Below are 20,137 nucleotides of genomic sequence, written 5' to 3'. Positions count from 1 at the left end.
CACCTGCCGCGCCGCTGCTTGACAGATTCCGGGCACTACCATACCAGCCCTTCGCCAACGATGCCGTGTGACGGGAGGACGATCGTGGCACTTCTGGACGACGACAGGCTGTTTCCCGCAGACGCGGCCGGGCGCAAGATCGCCCGGGCGCTCTACGACAGCGTCAAGCCGCTGCCGATCGTCTCGCCGCATGGCCACACCGAACCCCGCTGGTTCGCCGAGAACCAGCCCTTCCCGGATCCGGCGCAGCTCATCGTCGTCCCCGATCACTACATCTTCCGCATGCTGGTCTCGCAAGGAATCGGCCTTGCCGAACTGGGCGTTCCGTCGGCCGACGGCGCGCCGGTCGAAACCGACGGGCGCAAGATCTGGCGGCGCTTCGCCGAGCACTATCATCTCTTCCGCGGCACACCGACGCGGCTCTGGCTGGACGACACGTTCCAGAATCTCTTCGGCCTCGACGTGCGGCTTTCGGCTGACACCGCCTACCATTATTACGATCACATCGCCGAGATGCTCACCCTGGAGGAGTTTCGTCCTCGGGCGCTCTACGAGCGATTCGGCGTCGAGGTGATCGCGACGACCGAGAGCGCCCTCGACGATCTGGCTCATCATCGGGCGATCCGGGACAGCGGCTGGCCGGGCAGGGTGATCACCACCTATCGACCCGACGCCGTCACCGACCCGGACGTCGCCGGATTCGCCGAGAACCTGAAGGCCCTCGGTGACATAACCGGCTGCGACACCGGCAGTTTTGCCGGCTATCTCGAGGCCCACCGCCGGCGCCGCGCCTTCTTTCGCGAGCATGGCGCGACCGCGACCGATCACGGCCATCCGACCGCGCGCACGGCGAACCTCTCCGGCGATGCGGCTGCAGCGCTCTACGACCGCATCAAGGACGGGAGCGGTACGGCGGAAGAGCGCGAACTCTTCCGCGCCCAGATGCTGACCGAAATGGCGAAGTTCTCGGTCGAGGACGGCATGGTGATGCAGCTCCACGTCGGCTCGTGGCGCAGCCATTCCGACCGGATCTTCAAGAGCTTCGGCCGCGACCGCGGCTTCGACATCCCGCAGCCGACGAACTACGTCGCCGGGCTGAAGCCGCTGCTCGACGTCTGCGGGCTGGAGAAGGATTTCACGCTGATCGTCTTCACCCTCGACGAGACGGTCCAGTCTCGCGAACTGGCGCCGCTGGCCGGCGTCTATCCGTGCCTGAAGCTCGGGCCGCCATGGTGGTTCTTCGATGCGCCGGAAGGCATGATGCGTTTCCGCCAGGCGGTGACCGAGACGGCCGGCTTCTACAACACCGCCGGCTTCAACGACGACACTCGCGCCTTCTGTTCGATCCCGGCCCGGCACGACGTCGCCCGGCGGGTCGACAGCGCCTATCTCGCGGGTCTCGTGACCACCGGACGGCTCGATGAGGACGAGGCCTTCGAAGTCGCCCACGACCTGACATACCGCCTCGCCAAGCAGGCCTATAGGCTCTGACGGGTGGTTTCCGCCCGCATCTCCAACTCACTGGCGAGCACCGCGACATGACTTCTGAACGACGCCTTTCCCTTGCGACGCTCGACTCTCTGCCTGATTCGGTGCAACAGCCGTCCTATGACCCGGCGGGGACGAGCGCCGGCATCGTCCATCTCGGCGTCGGCGCCTTTCACCGGGCGCATCAGGCACTCTATCTCGACGACATTCTCGCGACCGATCCGCAATGGGCCATCATCGGCGCCTCGCTGCGACGCCCGGACATGCGCGACGCGCTGGCCGCCCAGGACAATCTCTACACCGTGGCGGTGCGCTCGGGCGAGGGGACGCGGCTGCGCGTCATCGGCTCGGTCAAGAGCATTCTCGTCGCGCCGGAAAGCCCCGAGGCACTCATCGCCGCTATGGTCGATCCGAAGGTGCGGATCGTCTCGCTGACGGTAACCGAGAAGGGCTATTGTCACGATCCCGCCACCGGCGATCTCAACCGCGAGCATCCGGATATCGTCGCCGACCTGAAGAACCCCCGCGCCCCGACCTCGGCGCCGGGGCTGCTGGTCGAGGCACTGCGTCGCCGCAAGGCGGGGAACATCGTGCCCTTCACGGTGATGCCCTGCGACAACCTTCCCGCCAACGGCCCGACGGTCCATCGGATCATGACGCAATATGCCGCGCTGATCGATCCGGATCTCGCCCGCTTCGTCGAAGATGACGTCGCCGTCGCCGGGACCATGGTCGACCGCATCGTGCCGGCGACGACAGATGCCGAGATCGCCGAGATCGACGCCGCTTTGGGCCTTTCGGATGCCTGGCCGGTGGTCACGGAGCCGTTCACCCAGTGGGTCATCGAGGACCGGTTCCCGACCGGGCGGCCGGACTTCGCCGCCGTCGGCGTCGAGATGGTGGCCGATGTCGAGCCCTATGAGCGGATGAAGCTTCGGATGCTCAACGGCTCCCATTCAAGCCTTGCCTATCTCGGCTATCTCGCAGGCTACCAGACGGTCTCCGAAACGATGGCCGACCCGGCCTTTGAGCAGCTGGTGCGCCAGCTGATGACCGACGAGATCATGCCGACCCTCGAGATGCCCGGCACCGACCTTGCCGCCTATCGCGACGCGCTGATCGCGCGCTTCCACAATCCGGCGCTGAAGCATCGCACCTGGCAGATCGCCATGGACGGCTCGCAGAAGCTGCCGCAGCGCTTTCTCGGGACGGTCCGCGACCGGCTCGCGGCGGGCCAGCCGATCGACCGGCTGGCGCTCGGGATCGCCGGATGGATGCGCTACGTCACCGGGACGGACGAGACGGGCGCCGCGATCGACGTGCGCGACCCGCTGGCCGCCCGGCTGAAGGCGCTGGGCGAGACGGCCGGACGCGACCCCGAGCGGCTCGCCACCGCCTATCTGGGCGTCGAGGACGTCTTCGGCCGCGATCTGCGCGCCGAGCCCGCCGTCGTGCGACCGGTGACGGAAGCGCTCGCTGCGCTGCTGGAAAACGGCGCCGTGGCCACGGTCCGCGCCTATGCAGGCTGAAGAGGTTTTCGCGAGACGGTTCGCCAGGGTGGTGTGATCGAACGATCCGTCCCGCCACCGGCGGGCAGTTCGGGAAGCTCGCCTCGTGCAACGACCATGGGCAGGTCGACGATCTGTCCGTGGGTCTCGTCGCGAGGGCGGCAGCCGTAGGCTCGCCGCGGAGGGTCAAATCCGCTAAGGGCCGGGTGAATTTTCATCCAGGAGTCCCGACCATGAGCGGTCTCGATATTTGCAAGGCAACCGAGGCCGACCTGCCGGCGATCGTCGGCCTTCTCGCCGACGACTATCGCGGCCGCGTCCGCGAGGATCCGAGCCTGCCGCTCGATCCCGCCTATCTCGAGGCGTTCGCGGCGATCGCCGCCGATCAGCACCAGATCCTCGCCGTCGCCCGTCTCGACGACGCGATCGTCGGAACGCTGCAGCTGAGCTTCCTGCCCGGTCTCAGCCACAAGGGTGCCTGGCGCGGACAGATCGAGGCGGTGCGGGTTGCCTCGCATCTGAGGGGGCAAGGGCTTGGGGCCGAGCTGATCGCATGGGCCGTCGACACCTGCCGGGCGCGCGGCTGCCGCATGGTGCAGCTGACCTCGGATGCCACCCGCCTCGACACCCACCGCTTCTACGAAAGGCTCGGCTTCACGCAAAGCCATCTCGGCTTCAAGCTGACACTCTGACGTTCCGGCGGCGCGTTTGCGGCAGCGCCACCGGCGCGGATCCGACAAGCCCGCCGGCCAGTGCCGTCTCGCCGGCCCGGGTGACCCTGAGTGCCCGGCTGCCCGACACGCGCACCACCCACTTTTCCCGCTCGGCATGGGCGAACAGCGCAGCACCCAGCCGGCCGCCGATGTGGAAGCGCCGCTCGCTCCAATCGAGGCAGCAGCGGCAGAGCGGCCGACGGTTGGCCTTGTCAGTTTGAAACTCGATCCCAAGCGCGCCGAAAAGCGCCGAGCCCGCCTCGGTGACCGTGCCGCCTTCGTCCGACAGGACGACGAATCCGCCCGCTTGAAGCCGCTCTGCGAGATCGACGGCGAAGCGCCCGGCCATGTGGTCGTAGCAGCTCCTCGCCCGGCGCAGGGCCTCGTCGCGCGGGCCGACCGGCCGATGTCGCGTCGGCCCGAGATCGGCCGCCCCCATCAGCGTCTCCAGCATGTCGGCCACCCGCGGGCCGGACAGCCGAAAATAGCGGTGGCGGCCCTGCTTCACGACGGTCACCAACCCGGCATCGAGCAGCTTCGACAGATGCCCGCTGGTCGTCGAGGCGCTGACGCCGGCGTGGAGGGCGAGTTCGCCGGCGGTCAGCGCCCTGCCGCCCGTCAGAGCGCAGAGGATGTTCGCTCGCGCAACGTCGCCGATGAGGTTTGCCGTCGTGGCGAGGGTGATGCCGGACGCGAAGTGGGTCATGGACTGAGGCTACAGGACGCCGTCCGATCTGCCTACGGCGGACACTTCGGCTGGCGCCGAAGCAGTGGCCGGCCGTCACCCGCTATCGCCGTTCCCGACCATGGCGAGCGGCAGGAGGCGCGAGTGACGGACGAGACGGCGATCGAGCAGGGAAGGATCACACGGACCGGGGCGAGTGTGGCGAAGCGCGGCCGGCACTGGCTGGGGCGGTTCGCCCGCCGCCTGCGCCGCTGCGCGGCGAGGCGGCGCCAGCGCATGGTCCTCGCCGAGCTTTCCGACCGGCAGCTCCGCGATCTCGGCATCGCCAGGGACGCGGCGATGGAAGAGGCCCGCAAGCCGTTCTGGCGATGACCGGCGCCGGTCAATCCGGAACGCTCATCGCCTCGATGAAGCGGGGCGTCTGCTTGGCCTCGAAATCGGCCTCGCGCACCAGACCGTCGAAATGCCGGGTCAGCTCCAGCACCTGTCGGCGTTCGGAAAACACCAGATAGAACCGCCCGACATAGACGCTGGCCTGGAGCGGGCCGAAGATCGTCACCGGGGCGGAGAACACCTTCTTGCGGTCGAAGAGATAGAGCCGCAGCGACGGGTAGAGCTCGTCGGTGAGCTCGGCGAAGCGCTTGAGCTGGGCCCGCCTTTCGTGGGCAGCCAGACCGCGCCAGTAGCCCTCGCCGGCGGCGAACCCCTCCAGCGTGTCGAGCGGCATGGCGATCTCGTAGTCGGTGTCCGGCGCGCGCAGATAGGCGAGGCGGTCGCGCATGTCGGCGATCGCCTGGTCGGAGGTGCGGCCGACGAAATCCCCATATTCGAAGCGCAGCACCGCTTCCGACTTCAGCATGTCGGGCAGGGTGGCCGGCACGTGGCGGATCTTGTAGCCGCGCGCTTCCTCGTGCCAGCGGAAGATCCGCTCGTCGGACGGCGCCCGGGCGGCCTCCTCCATGCGGATCGCGGCCTGAAGGACGTCGGCGCCGCGTTCGCGCCGGTCGGTCAGTCCGAGTAGCCAGTCGCAGGAAACGGTCAGCGCGCTCGCACATTCGGCGGCAAACTGGGCGTTGGGGAGGCGTCCGTCTTCGGCGGAAAGCGCCAGCGACACCGTCGACCGGTCGGCGCCCGTCTCCCGCGCCAAGGCGCTCTTGGTGATGCCAGCAGCCTGCATCGCGCTGGCGAGGCGGTCTCGAAAGAGGCGGGAGCGGTCGCGCTTGTCCATGACATCATATGAGAAAAATCACGATACGGGGATATTATTCCGAATGATGATTAGAACAAAGAGAATTCTCCGAATTCCCTGCCAATCCGCGGTTGGCTAAGAACTGGGCCCTGGCGGCAGGCGCAAGATGCGGCCGCTCCCCGTCAGCCGCTCTCCTTCCGGCCGCCGAACAATCATCGACGCAAGACCCTTGGCAAAATCCACGGCTGGGGAGTGCTGCGCCATATTCCAGGAGTTCGTCATGGAAACCCGCAAGAGAAGCTTCGCCAAGGCCGTGTCCTGGCAGGGTCTCGGCATCGTCACGATGCTGGCGCTCGGCTTTCTCTTCACCGGCTCGCTCTGGTCGGGCGGTGCGCTGGCCGTGCTCTCCAGTCTTTTGGGCTTCTTCTCCTACCTCCTGCACGAGCGGGTCTGGGCTTCGATCGGCTGGGGGCTGGCCGGGGATCGCCGCCAGGGCCCCACCGAAACCGTTGCCGCAGCCGAACGACTTGACCCGGCCGCCGCGCGCCAGTGGTCCCCCGCGTCCGCGTGATTGCGCCGAAATGAGGCCGCGCGTCGAACGTCGAAGCTGCGAGGATGCTGCCGATCGAGAACGTTCTGGCGAATGTCGACGGGATTGCGGACGGAGCCCAGGAATGACGGTGCGTTCCCTCTGGGGCTCGGCACTGCGAAGCGCAGAAACGAGACGAATTCTTGCAAGTCCCTGTTTGATGAAGTTCGTCACAATTGCGATTATGACTGGAAGAACTCCGCTCTTTGGCCTGATCGGATCCTCCCTCTGCAACACTTGCAGGATTCATTATCCCTAGCCTTTAAAACCATTTTGGCATTTCGCATCCATCAATGACCATTCCGTCGACCCCAGCGCTTCGGTAGTGGAGCCTCTACGGCAATTCGTCTTGATGCAGAGGAAGGGAAATCCCATGGAATCCAACAAACGAAGCTTAGCGAAGGCGGTCTCCTGGCAACTCGTCGGGCTCGTCACCATGGCGATCCTCGGCGAAGCGTTCACCGGGTCGTTCTTCGCCGGCAGCGAGCTCGCCCTGACCTCCTGCGCCATCGGCTTCGTCATGTATATTCTGCACGAACGGGTCTGGGCCGGGATCCGCTGGGGCCTCAAAAAGGCGTCGGCCGCCGCTTCGCAGCCTGCCAGCCCGGCGCCGACGGGAAGCTGACGCGCATCCTCGCGGATTTGGCGCTCGATCCGAAACGAGGGTCACAGGCGCGGCCGTCGGGAGACTGAGCGGCCCCACTTCCTGTGCGAAAAGCCGGGCACCGGAAAAGCCGGCACAAAAAAAGGCGGCCGAAGCCGCCTTTGAGTCGTATCAGAAATGTCTCGCAGAGCTTACTCGGCGGCGGTCTTTGCCGCTTCCTTCTCGGCCTTGACCTTTTCGCGCTCGGCGGAGGCGATCTGGCGGGCGTCGTCGTTCAGCTTGCGGGCGCGGGCGTTGGTCGCCTCGACGATTCGGGCCGACTTGCCGCGACGATCGCGCAGGTAATAGAGCTTGGCGCGGCGAACCTTGCCGCGGCGCACGACCTCGACCGAATCGAGCATCGGCGAATAGACCGGGAAGACGCGCTCGACGCCCTCGCCATAGGAGATCTTGCGGACCGTGAAGTTTTCCTGGATGCCGGCGCCGGAGCGGGCGATGCAGACGCCTTCATAGGCCTGGACGCGGGTGCGGGTGCCTTCCGTGACCTTCACGTTGACGCGAAGGGTATCGCCGGCGGAAAAATCCGGGATCGTGCGGATGGCTTCGATGCGGGAGGCTTCAGCGGCCTCGATTTCGGAGATGATGTTCATGGCATAGCCTCAATTCGTTTCATGTCGAGGTAACCCGACATGGCCGCCGTGACGGTCAGGTTATTCTGAGGAAATCGGGTGCGCTCATATATGGCTTCGGGCCGTTTGTCACTAGCCGGCAGGCACTTTTGCCACTTCCGACGCGGCAATCACGACAGTTCCGCGAAGCCGACCAGCATCAGTCCGACGATCGCCATCACCCATAGCGTAAAGGCCCTGTTCCAGACGAGGCCGACGGTCAGGGCGCTGACATGGCCCAGCCGGCCGACGAGAAGGGTCGTCGCGGTGAAGGGCGAGGTCGCCCCGGCGAGCGCCCAGCCGGCGGTAATCGCCGCGACGACGAGATTCGGCGAGAGGCCGAGCGATGCGGGCGCCGGCAGCAGCGGAGCCAGCATCGAGACCGACAGGATCGGGTTCATGCCGAGCTGGCCGAGAATCGGAATGACGACGACCGGCGCGACCAGGATGAGCCAGAGCGGCACCTCGGACAGATCGAGCGCTTCGCCGGAGGCGAGCGGCTGGATCAGCGCCGCGCCGAGGACCCCGATGACGCCCGCCATGATCAACAGCACCAGCTCGGACCGATAGGCCGGAAGCTCGGTGAAGCAGAGCCGCTTCAGGCGCCGGGTCGTCTCGCCGGCGCTCGACGATTCGTAGGCGATCCAGCCGATCGAGACGAGTGGGACGAAGGCCATGACGATGGCGGTGATGGCGAGGCCGGTCAGATATTCGAGACTTCCGACGACGGCAAAGAGCAAGACGAGCAGCACGACCAGCGGCAGGAGATCGCGCATCGAGCCGGTCGGCGCGGAGCGGGGCGGGCGCGGACCGGTGAGCTTGGGTTTGAAGATCGTGTCGAGCGCCCAGCCGGTGACGAGAAAGACGAGGCCGAAGAGCATCGCATAGGGCGCCATGCCGCCCCAGCTGGCCCCGGCGATTACCGAGGTAGTGATGGCGGTGGCGAAGGCGAGCGGCGACCAGCAGAGCGAGGCGCACAGGCCCCGCTGGATGGCCAGCAGCATGCGCCGGTTGCGGATCTCGCGGATTTCGGCGTTCTTCTCGCGGCCCGCGATCGCCTCGGTGAGGCCGCCGAGCAGGGTGATCGAGCCGTAGTTGAGGATCAGCGCGAAGAGATGGCCGCCGACGGTCAGCGCCACGTAGCGCCGGCCGGGCGGCTGGCTTGCAAGATACTGGCCGCAGCGATCGATCGCCGGGGATGCCGCGGCCGGATTGCGCAGGCTGGCGAGGGCGATGAAGAAGGTGGAAATGAAGGCGCCCTGTGTCGCCGCCTTTGCCATGACCGCCGGCCAATCGTCGAGAAAGGCGATGGCGAGCCCGGCGAGAACCAGCCCGATCGCGACGAAAGCCTGGCGCGACCATCGCGTGAAGGGCGTTGCGCAAATGAGGAAAAGGCCAAGGCCGGCCGCGGCGACGAGGCCCGCCAACTCCAGCCCGAGCCATTCGTGAATGATGACGGCGATCCCCGTGACGAGGAGAAGGACGCCGAGAAGTCTGTCGAGCACGGGCTGAACCAGTCGGGCGGGAAACGGAGACGCGGCCGGTCGCTGATCGCGTGGGGGCCGAAGAAACCGAAACATAACGCCGAAGGCGGCTCGAGCAAGAAAGCCGCCGAGGCGGCGGCGGAGATCGGCGCCGCATCGGGAGAGATTTCGTCACGAGGGCTTTTGATTTCGGCCCCGGGCGGCTCGCCCTCACATGACCTCATCGAGCCCCGCCGGCAACTGCCGGCGCTGCCCGGACCTGTCGAAGTCGAGGCACGTCTTCCGCCCTTGACGGAGGCAGCGTGTGCCGATGGCGTGTGCGATGTCAAACCACCTCCCGTGTCCAAGCACGGCTGCACTTTTCCGCTTGCCATCGACGGCAGAAACGGTCTAGCCATGCCGTTGGGGAATGTCCATTTGTCGAGGAAGATAATACTGCTGCGCGCGTCGGGGCATTCTGGTGTTTATGCGCGCAAGCGGGGAGGAAAAATTCGACGAATATTAGCTCATAAGCTCTTTAGCGCAGACTATCGCATGGCCGGTCGCAAGACGTTTCTGTGTCTTGGGGTTGGCGCGGCAATCGTGGCTCCGACAGCCGGGAAGCCGGCGCTTTTGATCCACACGGCAACTACGGACAAGGACCAACGAAATCATGCTTGCAACGTCGATGGCGGTGGCCTTCGCGCTCGTCAATGCGGGTGGGCACAAGCTGGATGATCGGGCTCCGCGCGCCGGCGAGGCGAGAGTCGAACAGGTCCAGATGAAACTCAGCTGGTCCGGCAGCTGGATCTGGACGCCCGAGAATCGCGAGTGGGTCGACAAGGACAATCACTCCTCGATCGAGCTGCTTCAAGGCAACACCGTCAAGTTCTGCATGAACGGCTCATGCTGGCAGGTGAACTACTCCGATCAGAACGGGATCTACAGCTTTCGTCTGAACTCGACCTCGAAGGCCTACTACGAGTTCTGGCTCGGAGATTTCAATTCGCTCGAAGGCCGCTTCTGGTTCGACAGGGCGAACGAGCAGGCTCCCGCCGCGATGATCCGGATGATGCAAAACTAGGTTCGGTGAGAGCGTGCTTCGGTCGACCTCCTCGGTTCAGGTCGAAAGCCGAGATCGCTGATGCAAGTCTGCAGCTGCGCGAGGAAGCGCCAGCTTTCTGCCTGTTTCGATCGAAAAATCCAACACCCCAGTCAAGGAAGGCAATCGATGTCGAATATGCGGTGTCTCATCCTGTGTGCGAGCCTTGCGCTGAACACGTCCGGCTCGGCGATCGCCCAGCAGAACGACTATGGGGGCTATGACATCGTCTCGGCTCCCGAAGGCGAGTCCTACTACGCCGATACGAGAGGATGGCGCGTCTTCGGCGCCCGGGTCGGCGGTCGGTTCGGCTACTGCTTTGCCGAGACGGCGCGGGGGGACGGTTCGGCCTTTCGCCTCGGCTGGGACGGACAGCAATGGCAGATCGCCGTGCCGATCACCTCCCAGCCAGACTGGGAGGGGACGCTGCAGATCGACGGCGCGGGCTCGGGGCAGGGCTATCGACGCGGTGGCGATTTCATCTCCGGCACCGCCAGCGGTGGCTGGACGATCGCCTGGCTCGGGGAGGCCGAGCTCGATGGACTGCGACAGGGCAGTTCCGCGGTTCTCGGCGTCGGCAAGTCGGACTACGACTTTCGGCTGGCCGGCTCGACGGCCGCGATCCTGAAGGTCAAGGAATGCGTCGGCCGCTCCGGCGCGGGAGCCGGGCAGGCCGCTGGGCCCGCCGCGCCGCCTTCGCCCGAAGAGGCGATGCCGGCAGAGGTGATGCCCGTCAGCTTCGGCAAGGCCGGTTCGTGGGTCATCAACGAGATCCGCGCCGGCAACCGTGTCCTCGCCTGCGAGGTCTATGACACGCGGCAGCCCAATCTGCGCTTCGAGATCGACCGCGAGAACAGCTACATCGATTTCAGGGACGGCGGCGAGATGGGCGATCTGGGCCAGCGCAAGCCCGTCCGGATCCTGTTCGATCCCGGGGACGACCCCAGCCAGTCCGAGGTCGAGATCATCGAAGGCCGGGACGGCAAGAAATGGGGCCGCATCACCGAAGGGCGCGCGGATGGCCCCGGCTACCTGGACGATGCGATACCCAATTCCGGCCAGATCTCGTTCATCGGCCAGAACATCATCCTGGAGACGGGTCTGTCAGGCAGCAACAGGGCGCTCGACGTGTTCTTCCGCTGTTCGGACGGGATCCGGTAGGCTTGCGGCGCGCCAACGAAGATCGGGCGTGCAAGGGAGACGCTGAGCCGCGCGCCTTGCTTGCCGGCGATGGGCGAAGGATCTCGCGGACGCAAAGGCGCTTGCGGGAGGAGGCGGGCTGCCTCAGACCGCCTCGACGAAGCCCTCCAGCACGCGCTTCTGGCCGGCCTTGTCGAAGTCGACGGTGAGCTTGTTGCCGTCGATGCTGGCGACCGTGCCGTTGCCGAATTTCAGATGGAAGACGCGGTCGCCCTTGGAGAATCGATTCTCTCCATCGGCGACGGATTTGGCCACCAGCTCGCCCTGGATCTCGCGCGGGCCGCCCTTCCTGGCGGAGGAATAGAGGCCGAAGCCCTTTTTCGGCGGCTGGTTGTGGCCGCGGCCGGGGGCGGGGCCGTCATTCATGCGACCGGCGAAGCCGTTGCCGCCCCCGGAGCCGCGGGAGCCGGGCTCGGCGTCGTAGGTGATCTCGCGCGTGCGTCCGCCGGACCAGCCGTCGCCGCCGCGGCGGGGCGGGGTTTCAGCAAAGCCCGCCTGAGCGGCCTGGGCGCGTTTCCAGCCGGGAGTCTTGTAGGAGGATTCCTTGAAGGCGTTGCCACCGTCCCAGCGCGAGGCGCCGTAGCCGCCGAAGCCGGAGGCGCCATAGCCGCCATAGGAGGTATTCGCCTCCATCACTTCGACATGGGCTTCGGGCAGCTCGTCGAGAAAGCGCGACGGGATGGTCGACTGCCAGAGGCCGTGGATGCGGCGGTTGGAGACGAACCAGATCTTTGCCCGGCGCTTGGCCCTCGTGATGCCGACATAGGCGAGACGGCGCTCTTCCTCCAGCCCTGAGCGGCCGCCCTCGTCGAGGGCCCGCTGATGGGGAAACAGGCCTTCCTCCCAGCCGGGCAGGAAGACGGTCTGGAATTCCAGGCCCTTGGCCGAATGCAGCGTCATGATCGACACGGCGTCGGTGTCGGCGTTCTGCTCGGCGTCCATGACGAGGGCGACATGCTCGAGGAAGGAGGGGAGTGATTCGTACTCCTCCATCGAGCGGATCAGCTCCTTCAGGTTTTCGAGCCGTCCCGGCGCCTCGGCCGAGCGGTCGTTCTGCCACATCTCAGTATAGCCGGATTCGTCGAGGATCTGCTCGGCGAGCTCGGTGTGCTTCATGGTCGGCAGCAGCTCCGACCAGCGCCGGAAGTCGGCAACGACGCCGCGCAGCGTGTTCCGCGGCTTGGGCTTCAGCTCCTCGGTCTCGACCATCTCGCCGGCAGCGGCGATGATCGGGATCTGGCGCTCGCGGGCGTAATCGTGGAGGAGGCGCACGGTGGCGTCGCCGAGGCCGCGCTTCGGCGTATTGACGATGCGCTCGAAGGCGAGGTCGTCGGCGGGCTGGCAGACGCAGCGGAAATAGGCGAGCGCGTCGCGGATCTCCATGCGCTCGTAGAAGCGCGGACCGCCGATGACCCGGTAGTTCAGCCCCATGGTGACGAAGCGATCCTCGAAGGAGCGCATCTGGAACGAGGCGCGCACCAGGATCGCCATGTCGTTGAGGTCGTGGTTCTCGCGGCGCTGCAGATCCTCGATCGCCTCGCCGATGGCGCGCGCCTCCTCTTCCGAATCCCAGCCGGCATTGACCTCGACCTTGGGGTCCTCGGGATCGGCGCGATCGGTGAACAGGGTCTTGCCGAGCCGGTCCTCGTTGTGGGCGATGAGATGGGAGGCGGCGCCGAGAATGTGGCCGGTGGAGCGGTAGTTGCGCTCCAGCCGGATGACGGTGGCGCCGGGAAAGTCCTTGTCGAAGCGCAGGATGTTGTCGACCTCGGCGCCGCGCCAGCCATAGATCGACTGGTCGTCGTCGCCGACGCAGCAGATGTTGATGGTCGAAGCCGCGCTCCCTCGCCCTTCGACAAGCTCAGGATGAGGGAGCTCAGTGCTCGAGCGCTCCGCGATCTGAGAACTGGCGCCGGCCGCTGCGGATGGCCGGGACATAGTCCCCTCATCCTGAGCCTGTCGAAGGACGGGGGGACGGGCAGTCTCGTCCCTTCCAGATTTCGGCTGCTGCGCCAGGAGCCGCAGCCACATGTACTGGGCGACGTTGGTGTCCTGGTACTCGTCGACGAGGATGTAGCGGAACCGCCGATGATACTCGGCGAGAACGTCGGGGTTCGCCTTGAGCAGCGCGATCGGGTGCATCAGGAGGTCGCCGAAGTCGCAGGCGTTGAGCGTCATCAGCCGGGCCTGATAGGCGGCATAGAGGTGGCGGCCCTTGCCGGCGAAGGCCCGCGCGTCGCCCTCCGGAATGTCCTTGGGCGCAAGGCCCTTGTTCTTCCAGCCGTCGAGCATGGTCGCGAAGGTGCGCGCCGGCCAGCGCTTGTCGTCGAGGTTTTCGGCCTGGATCAGCTGCTTGATCAGGCGGATCTGGTCGTCGGTGTCGAGGATGGTGAAATTCGGCTTTAGCCCGACCAGCTCGGCATGGCGGCGCAGGATCTTGACGCCGATCGAGTGGAAGGTGCCGAGCCACGGCATGCCCTCGACCTGACCGCCGACCAGCATGCCGATGCGCGTCTTCATCTCGCGGGCAGCCTTGTTGGTGAAGGTCACCGCGAGGATCTGCGACGGGTAGGCCCGGCCAGTGGCGAGGATGTGGGCAATGCGCGTCGTCAAGACGCGGGTCTTGCCGGTGCCGGCTCCGGCGAGCACCAGCACCGGACCCTCGGTGGTCTCGACCGCCGCGCGCTGCTCGGGATTGAGGCCCGACAGATAGTCCGGCGCACTCGTGCCCCTGGCCGCCATGGCCCGCGCGGCGATGCCGCCCTGGCGCGGCGCGGGCGCTGATTCGTTGAAATCGCTCATGCCGGGCAATGTAAGCAATCGGCCGGCGAAGACCAACGGGCGCGAAACCGGCCTCGGGAGCGGGCCCGGGCGGTGCTTCAGCGATAGAGCAGCGTCGGCAGCCACATGGTGATGGAAGGAACGAATGTGACCAGTGCCAGCACCACGAAGAGCGGAACGAGGAAGGGCAGCGTCGCCGAGACGCAGCGCTCGAACGGGATCTTCGACACCCGCGACAGCACGTAGAGCACCATGCCGACCGGCGGCGTCAGAAGCCCGATCATCAGGTTGAGCACCAGGATGACGCCGAAATGCACCGGGTCGATGCCGACCTTCTCGGCCACCGGCAGAAGCACGGGGACGAGGATGGTGATCGCCGCGACGGTCTCCATGAAGCAGCCGACGACGAGGAGGATCAGGTTGATCAGGAGGAGAACGATGATCCAGTTCTCCGAGACCGACAGGATCAGGCCGGCGAAGTGTTCCGGCACCCGGTTGGAGGTGAGGATCCAGGCGAAGATCGCCGCGGCGCCGACGATGAACAGGACGACCGCCGTGGTTTCGATCGTGTCCAGCGAGACGCGCAGGAAGCGCCGCCAGTTGAGCGTGCGGTAGACGACGACGCCGAGGAACATCGCCCAGGCGCAGGCGGCGATCGCCGCTTCCGTCGGCGTGAAGGCGCCGGTGAGGATGCCGCCGACGATGATCACCGGCGTCAGCAGCGCCAGGAAAGCGCGCAGGAACGAGCGGCCGAGGACGGGGATGCTGAAGGCCTGGTCGCGCGGATAGCCGCGGCGGCGGGCGTAGATCGCCACCATGATCATCAGCGCGACGGCCATCAGAAGGCCCGGCACGAAGCCGGCGGCAAACAGCTGGCCGATCGAGGCGCCGGCGACGACGCCGTAGATGACCATCGGCAGCGAGGGCGGAATGATCGGCCCGATGGTGGAGGAGGCGGCGGTGATGCCGACGGCAAAGCCCGGATCGTACTTGGCGTCGCGCATCGCCTTGATCTCGATGGCGCCGAGGCCGCCGGCATCGGCGACGGCGGCACCCGACATGCCGGCGAAGATCACCGAGGCGCCGATGTTCACATGGCCGAGGCCGCCGCGCATCCAGCCGACCAGCGCCTTGGCGAAGTCGAAGATCCGCTCGGTGATGCCGGCGGTGTTCATCAGATTGCCGGCGAGGATGAAGAACGGCACCGCGAGCAAGGGAAAGGAATCGACGCCGTTGACCATGCGGTGGGCGACGACGACGCTCGGCACGTGCCCGTCGACGAGGAGGAAGACGAGGGACGAGCCGGCAAGCGCGATCGCCACCGGCACCCCGAGGATGATCAGGCCGAACAGGACCGCGAACAGAAGAGCGATGAGCATGGAAAAAGCGCCGTGGTCAGAGGCTGGGACCGGTCGAGGTTACGGAATCGGGGTCGATCAGGCGGCTGGTGCGGGTGCGAAGATGCCGGACGAGGACGAGAAGCTGATAGATCGTCATGGCCGCGAAGCAGCCGGCGACGACCCAGTAGATCAGGGATTTCGGCACGTCGATCGAGGTCATCTTCTGCAGGGTGCGCTGGGAAAGATGCACCGACAGCCAGGCGAGGATCCCGTAGAAGGCGAGGGAGACGACGTCGACGAAGATCTGCAGCCCGAAGCGCGTGCGGCGCGAGACCCGGGTGTAGAGGAGCTCGACGGCGATGTGGCTCTCGCGGCGCACCGCCGACACGGCGCCGATGAAGGTGACGCCGATCAACAGGTAACGGGCGATCTCCTCGGTCCAGCCGAGGGAATCGTTGAGGACGTAGCGGGTGAAGAACTGCAGGAAGACGACGAAGGCCAGCACCCAGAATAACACGATGACGGGCAGGTCGACGATCTTCAGGTCGGACAGGTTCTCGCTTTCATCCCGCATCGGCGGCGGGGACGGCTCGGCGCTGCGAACCGACGGGGGGTCGATCGACATCGGCTTTCACTCCAGGCGGTCGGGCAGGAGGGCGGCCGGAGCCGCCCTCGGGGACAGGAAGGATCAGTGACGCGTCACTCGATCGCCTGCAGCCGGTCGTATGTCGCCTGGTCCCAGCTCGCGTCCGGGCCGTTATGCACCTTCACCGTGGCTTCCCGGAAGGGTCTTCGGTCGACCTCGTGGACCGCGACGCCCTGGTCCTTGAACCACTGCACGAGGTCCTTCTCGTTCTTGATCACCTGTTCCGTGGCGCATGCGGCGGCCTCGTCGAGGGTCTCCTCCAGCGCCGTCCGATCGGCCTCGTCCATGGCGCCCCAGGCCGAGCCGGAGACGATGGTCAGGAGCGCGTCGGTGATGTGGCCGGTGAGGTTGATGTCCTTCTGGACCTCGTAGAACTTCTTCGCCTGGATCGTCGGCAGCGGGTTTTCCTGCGCGTCGACGGTGCCTTGCTGCAGTGCAAGGTATACCTCGGCAAAGGCGATGGGAGTCGGATTGGCGCCCACCGCCTTGGGGAACATCTGGTAGAGGGCGGCGTCGGGCACGCGGATCTTCAGCCCCTTCATGTCCTCGGGCTTTTCGATCGGCTTGTTCGATGTAACGTGCCGCTCGCCATAATAGGTCAGCGAGGTGATGTGGTTGCCGGTGGCTTCATCGTAGCCCTGGGACAGTTCCTGGAAGAGGTCGCCCGTCCGGTACTTCTCCCAATGGTCGAAGTCGCGGAACATGTAGGGGGCGCCGCCGATGGCGATCGGCCCATAGGCTCTGCCGGCGAACAGCTGGCCGGTATAGATGATGTCGACCGTGCCGAGGCTGAGACCCTCGTTGATGTCGGTCTCCTTGCCGAGCGAGGAGGCCGGATAGACCTCGATCGAATAGCGCCCCTCCGTCGCCTCCTTCAGCTTGTCGGAGGCCGCGACGGCGCAGGTGTTGTAGGGTTCGTTCGCCTCGTAGACGTGGGCCCATTTCAGCACCGTCTCGGCCGCGGCCGGGCCGGCAATCGCCGTCGATGCCAGCAGCGCCACTCCCAGCGCCGCCGTCTTAGTCGCGTATGCCATGTAGTTCCTCCCTAACGTATACGCTGAGGAACCATCTTATTGGCTGACGGCGCAAGCGCAATGGCAAAGGTCGGCCGAGAGCTGACATTCGCCAGAGAGAGGCCGGGCGGGCGGGGCGTTGCCCGGCGCCGATCGCCGTTCGGAGGTCAGGCGTGCGAGACCAGCGGGCGGACGTGGCGGCCCGCCGCCTCGCTGCCGGCAAAGGCGATGTCGGCATAGACCGGCAGATGGTCGGAGGCGCCGCGCGAACGGTTGGAGACGTGCACGGCCGCATCGACGAGGGTGACGTCGCGGCTGAGGATGAAGCGGTCGAGGGCGCCGAGCGGCATGCGCGAGGGGAAGGAGCGGCCCGGCATCACCACCCGGTGGGTTCTGGCGAAGAGCTTGAAGCAGCGACCTTCGGGATTCCATTCGTTGAGGTCGCCCATCAACACGGTCGGCATCGAAGGCTCCAGCCGTTCGAGATGCGCCAGGACGGCCGCCGCCTGGCGTCGACGCCACAATCCCAGCAGGCCGAGATGCATGCCGACCACCCGCAGCCGCGCCTCGCCGAAGGCGAGATCGACGATGGCGGCGCCCCGCGGCTCCAGCGCCGGCAGCGCCAGACAGGTCGTCTCGACCACCTCGATGCCCTCGCGAACCAAAATGGCGTTGCCATGCCAGCCGAGGCTGCCGGGGCGTGCATCGAGGGGGACGGGAACGTAGCGCGTCGCCTCGCGGATCGCCTGTCGGGGCAGGGACGAGGCTCTCGTGCCGAAGCGCCGGTCGACCTCCTGCAGGGCGACGACGTCGGCGTCGATCTCGTTGAGCACCGCCAGGGTTTCGAGCGGACGGCGGCGCCAGTCGGTGCCGACGCTCTTGCGGATGTTGTAGGACGCGACGCGGAGCATCGACGGGTCTCCCTCGTTTTCTCGGGGCCGGGATAACATGGTTTCCCGGCAAAAGCGGCAGCCCTTTCTCCCCGAAGGCCGCTCCTGCCGACGTTCTTCGCCAGACGGCGCGCTGGTGGCGCTCTGGCGTCCGCCCGAGCTTCGAGAAACGTTTCAAGGTGAACGCGAAGATGCTGACGATGCTCCCGAATCCGTCGCCGGCGACCGATATGGCGGTTGCAGATTCCGCTGGACTTCGTGCAGACTGAGCACCTAGAATTCCCATAGGGAAGATACGGGGGAGGAAACGATGAGTATGGAGACCCTGTCTGAAGCCATGATGGCCGCAGCGAGCGAGAAGGCGATCTGGCTGAGGGGACGCAAGGCCTTTCGCCTGCACGGGCTCGGCGCGCCAAATCCGTATCAGTCGGAAAACGATCCGATGAAGGACCTCTGGGAGGAAGGTTTCAACTACGAACGGCAATCGGAAGCCGAGCGGCAACCGCGTTTCTGACGCCGACTCGGGGATCGAGGCTCCGCCCGGCGAGCGGGCCGGCCGGCCCCGGCGTTGGCGAGCCCGATCCCCGGCGGGCTGCACATTTGCGGCTTTTGGCGCGCAGGCGTTCGGTGCTAAGGCGCTTCGATGACAGCGCGCAAACCCTATCCGCCGATCGAGCCCTTCCGCATGGGCCGTCTCGCCGTCGGCGACGGCCACGAGATCTATTTCGAAGAATGCGGCAATCCGGCGGGCCTGCCCGCGGTCTTCCTGCATGGCGGCCCCGGCAGCGGCACGTCGGCCCAGCATCGGCGATTGTTCGATCCGACCCGCTATCGGATCGTCCTGTTCGATCAACGCGGCTGCGGGCGTTCGACGCCGCTCGGCTCGCTGGACGGTAACACAACCTGGCACCTCGTCGACGATCTCGAACGGCTACGCAGGCACCTCGAGATCGAGCGCTGGCTGCTGTTCGGCGGCTCGTGGGGCGCCACCTTGGCGCTCGCTTATGCCCAGGCCCACACCGATCGCGCATCCGGTCTGATCCTGCGCGGCATCTTTTCCGGTCGGCGCTCGGAGCTCGACTGGTTCTACGAGTGCGGCGCCAACCGGCTGTTCCCCGATCACTGGGAGAACCTCGTCGCGCAAATCCCGGCAGCGGAACAGGACGATCTGATCGCCGCCTACCGCCGGCGCCTGCTCGACCCCGACCGCGCTGTCAGGGCAAGGGCGGCGGAAGCATGGACGGCCTGGGAGGGGGCGACGGTGATGCTTCGCTCGGCCAATCCGCCGACCCGAGCGTCTGGCGGCAGCGTCTCCGACGGGCAGATCGCCTTCGCCCGGATCGAGAACCACTTCTTCTTCCACGAGCTCTGGCTGGAAGAGGGGCAGCTGCTTTCGAACATGGACCGCCTTGCCGAGACGCCCGGCGTCATCGTCCAGGGGCGTTACGACGTCGTCACCCCGGCGATCACCTCCTGGCAGTTCGCCCAAGCCTGGCCGAAAGCCGATTATCGGCTGGTGGAGGCCTCCGGCCACGCCTTCGCAGAGCCGGCGATCCTGACGGAATTGCTCGATGCGACGGATCGGTTTGCCGACGAACTCGCAACAGGCTGAGCGGCTCATTGGCAACAAGGGAAGGCGGAGCCTGCATCCGGTGAAGCTTCGAAATTCGATCGTCACCGAGACAGGTCTCGACCTTCTCTTGCCCGAGGGCCGGACCTAAGATCTTTCCTGAAAGCCGTTGGACCGGCAATACGCACCAGGGAGATGGCAGATGACGATGCTCACCGGCGGATGCCAATGCGGAGCCGTGCGGTTCCGCAGCGAGATCGAGGCGGAGACAGCGTCGATCTGCCATTGCCGCATGTGCCAGAAGGCCTTCGGCTCCTTCTATGCGCCACTCGTCCATACGCGGGCGGGAACGCTGGTCTGGACCAAGGCCGAGCCGAAGCGCTTCCGCTCGTCGAGCTATGCCGAAAGGGGCTTCTGCCCGGAATGCGGGACCCCGCTCACCTACGAGACGGCGAGCGCGGTCTCGATCGCCATCGGGGCGCTGGACGATCCGAGCACGATCCGGCCGAATGCGCAGGACGGGATCGAGGCGAAGATCCCCTATGTCGACGCGATGCCCACGCTGCCCGGTAGAGCCACGGACGACGATCCCGAGATGGCTGAGGCGATTGGGAAGATCGTCAACTATCAGCACCCGGACGCGCCGTCGCCGGACGAGGCCTGACGCACGCAATTTTCAGATCGGGCA

The 20,137-nt window shown here is 66.3% G+C and carries 20 protein-coding genes; 11 read left to right on the top strand and 9 right to left on the bottom strand.

The genetic code is table 11. From position 1 onward, the window contains the following. The first annotated feature begins 84 nt into the window (after nucleotides 1-84). The 3 genes from uxaC to GTK09_RS12700 all read left to right on the top strand — a co-directional run bounded on the left by uxaC (nucleotide 85) and on the right by GTK09_RS12700 (nucleotide 3,688). Entirely contained in the window at nucleotides 85-1,491 is a 1,407-nt protein-coding gene (gene uxaC, locus GTK09_RS12710; RefSeq protein WP_312869827.1) for a glucuronate isomerase, read from the top strand. A gap of 47 nt (nucleotides 1,492-1,538) precedes the next feature. Beyond that, a complete protein-coding gene (locus GTK09_RS12705; protein WP_163463545.1) occupies nucleotides 1,539-3,017 on the top strand; it encodes a mannitol dehydrogenase family protein in 1,479 nt (492 codons plus the stop codon). 212 nt (nucleotides 3,018-3,229) lie between these two features. Next, nucleotides 3,230-3,688 carry a GNAT family N-acetyltransferase gene (locus GTK09_RS12700; protein WP_163463544.1) on the top strand — a complete coding sequence of 153 codons (459 nt, stop codon included), beginning with the start codon at nucleotides 3,230-3,232 and terminating at the stop codon, nucleotides 3,686-3,688. On the opposite strand, the gene GTK09_RS12695 is transcribed toward GTK09_RS12700, so the two are convergent. Then, nucleotides 3,672-4,415, bottom strand: coding sequence for an ArsR/SmtB family transcription factor (locus GTK09_RS12695; RefSeq protein ID WP_163463543.1), 744 nt, complete (start codon nucleotides 4,413-4,415; stop codon nucleotides 3,672-3,674). The genes GTK09_RS12700 and GTK09_RS12695 overlap by 17 nt on opposite strands. Nucleotides 4,416-4,538: 123 nt before the next feature. On the opposite strand from GTK09_RS12695, the gene GTK09_RS27795 reads away from it, so the two are divergent. Further along, complete coding sequence (locus GTK09_RS27795; protein WP_163463542.1) at nucleotides 4,539-4,766, top strand: DUF1127 domain-containing protein; 228 nt, start codon at nucleotides 4,539-4,541, stop codon at nucleotides 4,764-4,766. A gap of 10 nt (nucleotides 4,767-4,776) precedes the next feature. Here GTK09_RS27795 and GTK09_RS12685 read toward each other — a convergent pair whose 3' ends face one another. After that, entirely contained in the window at nucleotides 4,777-5,622 is an 846-nt protein-coding gene (locus tag GTK09_RS12685; RefSeq protein ID WP_163463541.1) for a helix-turn-helix domain-containing protein, read from the bottom strand. A 241-nt stretch (nucleotides 5,623-5,863) separates the two neighbouring features. Between GTK09_RS12685 and GTK09_RS12680 the strand changes: the two genes are divergently transcribed. Together GTK09_RS12680 and GTK09_RS12675 are read left to right on the top strand one after the other, a co-directional pair. Next, nucleotides 5,864-6,154, top strand: a complete 291-nt coding sequence (locus GTK09_RS12680; RefSeq protein WP_163463540.1) for a DUF2061 domain-containing protein — start codon at nucleotides 5,864-5,866, stop codon at nucleotides 6,152-6,154. A gap of 391 nt (nucleotides 6,155-6,545) precedes the next feature. Further along, a complete protein-coding gene (locus GTK09_RS12675; RefSeq protein ID WP_163463539.1) occupies nucleotides 6,546-6,797 on the top strand; it encodes a DUF2061 domain-containing protein in 252 nt (83 codons plus the stop codon). Nucleotides 6,798-6,967: 170 nt separating this feature from the next. On the opposite strand, the gene rplS is transcribed toward GTK09_RS12675, so the two are convergent. Both rplS and GTK09_RS12665 read right to left on the bottom strand, forming a co-directional pair. Further along, entirely contained in the window at nucleotides 6,968-7,426 is a 459-nt protein-coding gene (rplS, locus tag GTK09_RS12670) for a 50S ribosomal protein L19 (protein WP_163463538.1), read from the bottom strand. 149 nt (nucleotides 7,427-7,575) lie between these two features. Continuing rightward, on the bottom strand, nucleotides 7,576-8,949 hold the full coding sequence (locus GTK09_RS12665; protein WP_312869826.1) for a hypothetical protein: 1,374 nt from the start codon (nucleotides 8,947-8,949) through the stop codon (nucleotides 7,576-7,578). Between the two features lie 631 nt (nucleotides 8,950-9,580). On the opposite strand from GTK09_RS12665, the gene GTK09_RS12660 reads away from it, so the two are divergent. Both GTK09_RS12660 and GTK09_RS12655 read left to right on the top strand, forming a co-directional pair. Then, nucleotides 9,581-9,991: a hypothetical protein gene (locus tag GTK09_RS12660; RefSeq protein ID WP_163463537.1), complete on the top strand. Its 411-nt coding sequence runs from the start codon at nucleotides 9,581-9,583 to the stop codon at nucleotides 9,989-9,991. 147 nt (nucleotides 9,992-10,138) lie between these two features. Next, nucleotides 10,139-11,170: a hypothetical protein gene (locus tag GTK09_RS12655; protein WP_163463536.1), complete on the top strand. Its 1,032-nt coding sequence runs from the start codon at nucleotides 10,139-10,141 to the stop codon at nucleotides 11,168-11,170. A gap of 123 nt (nucleotides 11,171-11,293) precedes the next feature. On the opposite strand, the gene GTK09_RS12650 is transcribed toward GTK09_RS12655, so the two are convergent. The 5 genes from GTK09_RS12650 to GTK09_RS12630 all read right to left on the bottom strand — a co-directional run bounded on the left by GTK09_RS12650 (nucleotide 11,294) and on the right by GTK09_RS12630 (nucleotide 17,900). Then, the gene (locus GTK09_RS12650) at nucleotides 11,294-14,011 is read right to left on the bottom strand and encodes an ATP-dependent helicase (protein WP_163463535.1); all 2,718 of its coding nucleotides are present in this window, start codon (nucleotides 14,009-14,011) and stop codon (nucleotides 11,294-11,296) included. A gap of 77 nt (nucleotides 14,012-14,088) precedes the next feature. Beyond that, complete coding sequence (locus tag GTK09_RS12645; RefSeq protein ID WP_163463534.1) at nucleotides 14,089-15,369, bottom strand: TRAP transporter large permease; 1,281 nt, start codon at nucleotides 15,367-15,369, stop codon at nucleotides 14,089-14,091. A gap of 16 nt (nucleotides 15,370-15,385) precedes the next feature. Beyond that, nucleotides 15,386-15,955, bottom strand: a complete 570-nt coding sequence (locus GTK09_RS12640; RefSeq protein WP_163463533.1) for a TRAP transporter small permease — start codon at nucleotides 15,953-15,955, stop codon at nucleotides 15,386-15,388. A 74-nt stretch (nucleotides 15,956-16,029) separates the two neighbouring features. Beyond that, nucleotides 16,030-17,010, bottom strand: a complete 981-nt coding sequence (locus GTK09_RS12635; RefSeq protein WP_163463532.1) for a sialic acid TRAP transporter substrate-binding protein SiaP — start codon at nucleotides 17,008-17,010, stop codon at nucleotides 16,030-16,032. Between the two features lie 146 nt (nucleotides 17,011-17,156). Continuing rightward, nucleotides 17,157-17,900 (bottom strand): endonuclease/exonuclease/phosphatase family protein, encoded by a 744-nt coding sequence (locus tag GTK09_RS12630; RefSeq protein WP_163463531.1) that lies wholly within the window; start codon nucleotides 17,898-17,900, stop codon nucleotides 17,157-17,159. A gap of 289 nt (nucleotides 17,901-18,189) precedes the next feature. On the opposite strand from GTK09_RS12630, the gene GTK09_RS12625 reads away from it, so the two are divergent. The 3 genes from GTK09_RS12625 (at nucleotide 18,190) to GTK09_RS12615 (ending at nucleotide 20,113) form a co-directional block, all read left to right on the top strand. Continuing rightward, nucleotides 18,190-18,393 carry a hypothetical protein gene (locus GTK09_RS12625; RefSeq protein WP_163463530.1) on the top strand — a complete coding sequence of 68 codons (204 nt, stop codon included), beginning with the start codon at nucleotides 18,190-18,192 and terminating at the stop codon, nucleotides 18,391-18,393. A 129-nt stretch (nucleotides 18,394-18,522) separates the two neighbouring features. Further along, a complete protein-coding gene (gene pip, locus GTK09_RS12620) occupies nucleotides 18,523-19,491 on the top strand; it encodes a prolyl aminopeptidase (protein WP_163463529.1) in 969 nt (322 codons plus the stop codon). Nucleotides 19,492-19,651: 160 nt separating this feature from the next. After that, nucleotides 19,652-20,113: a GFA family protein gene (locus GTK09_RS12615; RefSeq protein ID WP_163463528.1), complete on the top strand. Its 462-nt coding sequence runs from the start codon at nucleotides 19,652-19,654 to the stop codon at nucleotides 20,111-20,113. Nucleotides 20,114-20,137: the final 24 nt, after the last annotated feature.

The organism is Jiella pacifica (assembly GCF_010500815.1).
Lineage (GTDB): Bacteria > Pseudomonadota > Alphaproteobacteria > Rhizobiales > Rhizobiaceae > Jiella > Jiella pacifica.
Note: the sequence above shows the minus strand (reverse complement) of the source record. Positions and strands in the feature narration are given on the sequence as shown.

Coding starts and splice junctions, on each gene's coding strand:
- GTK09_RS12705 (WP_163463545.1), top strand. CDS start 1,539: ATGACTTCTGAACGACGCCTTTCCCTTGCGACGCTCGACTCTCTGCCT.
- GTK09_RS12700 (WP_163463544.1), top strand. CDS start 3,230: ATGAGCGGTCTCGATATTTGCAAGGCAACCGAGGCCGACCTGCCGGCG.
- GTK09_RS12695 (WP_163463543.1), bottom strand. CDS start 4,415: ATGACCCACTTCGCGTCCGGCATCACCCTCGCCACGACGGCAAACCTC.
- GTK09_RS12685 (WP_163463541.1), bottom strand. CDS start 5,622: ATGGACAAGCGCGACCGCTCCCGCCTCTTTCGAGACCGCCTCGCCAGC.
- GTK09_RS12680 (WP_163463540.1), top strand. CDS start 5,864: ATGGAAACCCGCAAGAGAAGCTTCGCCAAGGCCGTGTCCTGGCAGGGT.
- GTK09_RS12675 (WP_163463539.1), top strand. CDS start 6,546: ATGGAATCCAACAAACGAAGCTTAGCGAAGGCGGTCTCCTGGCAACTC.
- rplS (WP_163463538.1), bottom strand. CDS start 7,426: ATGAACATCATCTCCGAAATCGAGGCCGCTGAAGCCTCCCGCATCGAA.
- GTK09_RS12660 (WP_163463537.1), top strand. CDS start 9,581: ATGCTTGCAACGTCGATGGCGGTGGCCTTCGCGCTCGTCAATGCGGGT.
- GTK09_RS12655 (WP_163463536.1), top strand. CDS start 10,139: ATGTCGAATATGCGGTGTCTCATCCTGTGTGCGAGCCTTGCGCTGAAC.
- GTK09_RS12650 (WP_163463535.1), bottom strand. CDS start 14,011: ATGAGCGATTTCAACGAATCAGCGCCCGCGCCGCGCCAGGGCGGCATC.
- GTK09_RS12645 (WP_163463534.1), bottom strand. CDS start 15,369: ATGCTCATCGCTCTTCTGTTCGCGGTCCTGTTCGGCCTGATCATCCTC.
- GTK09_RS12640 (WP_163463533.1), bottom strand. CDS start 15,955: ATGTCGATCGACCCCCCGTCGGTTCGCAGCGCCGAGCCGTCCCCGCCG.
- GTK09_RS12635 (WP_163463532.1), bottom strand. CDS start 17,010: ATGGCATACGCGACTAAGACGGCGGCGCTGGGAGTGGCGCTGCTGGCA.
- GTK09_RS12630 (WP_163463531.1), bottom strand. CDS start 17,900: ATGCTCCGCGTCGCGTCCTACAACATCCGCAAGAGCGTCGGCACCGAC.
- GTK09_RS12625 (WP_163463530.1), top strand. CDS start 18,190: ATGAGTATGGAGACCCTGTCTGAAGCCATGATGGCCGCAGCGAGCGAG.
- pip (WP_163463529.1), top strand. CDS start 18,523: ATGACAGCGCGCAAACCCTATCCGCCGATCGAGCCCTTCCGCATGGGC.
- GTK09_RS12615 (WP_163463528.1), top strand. CDS start 19,652: ATGACGATGCTCACCGGCGGATGCCAATGCGGAGCCGTGCGGTTCCGC.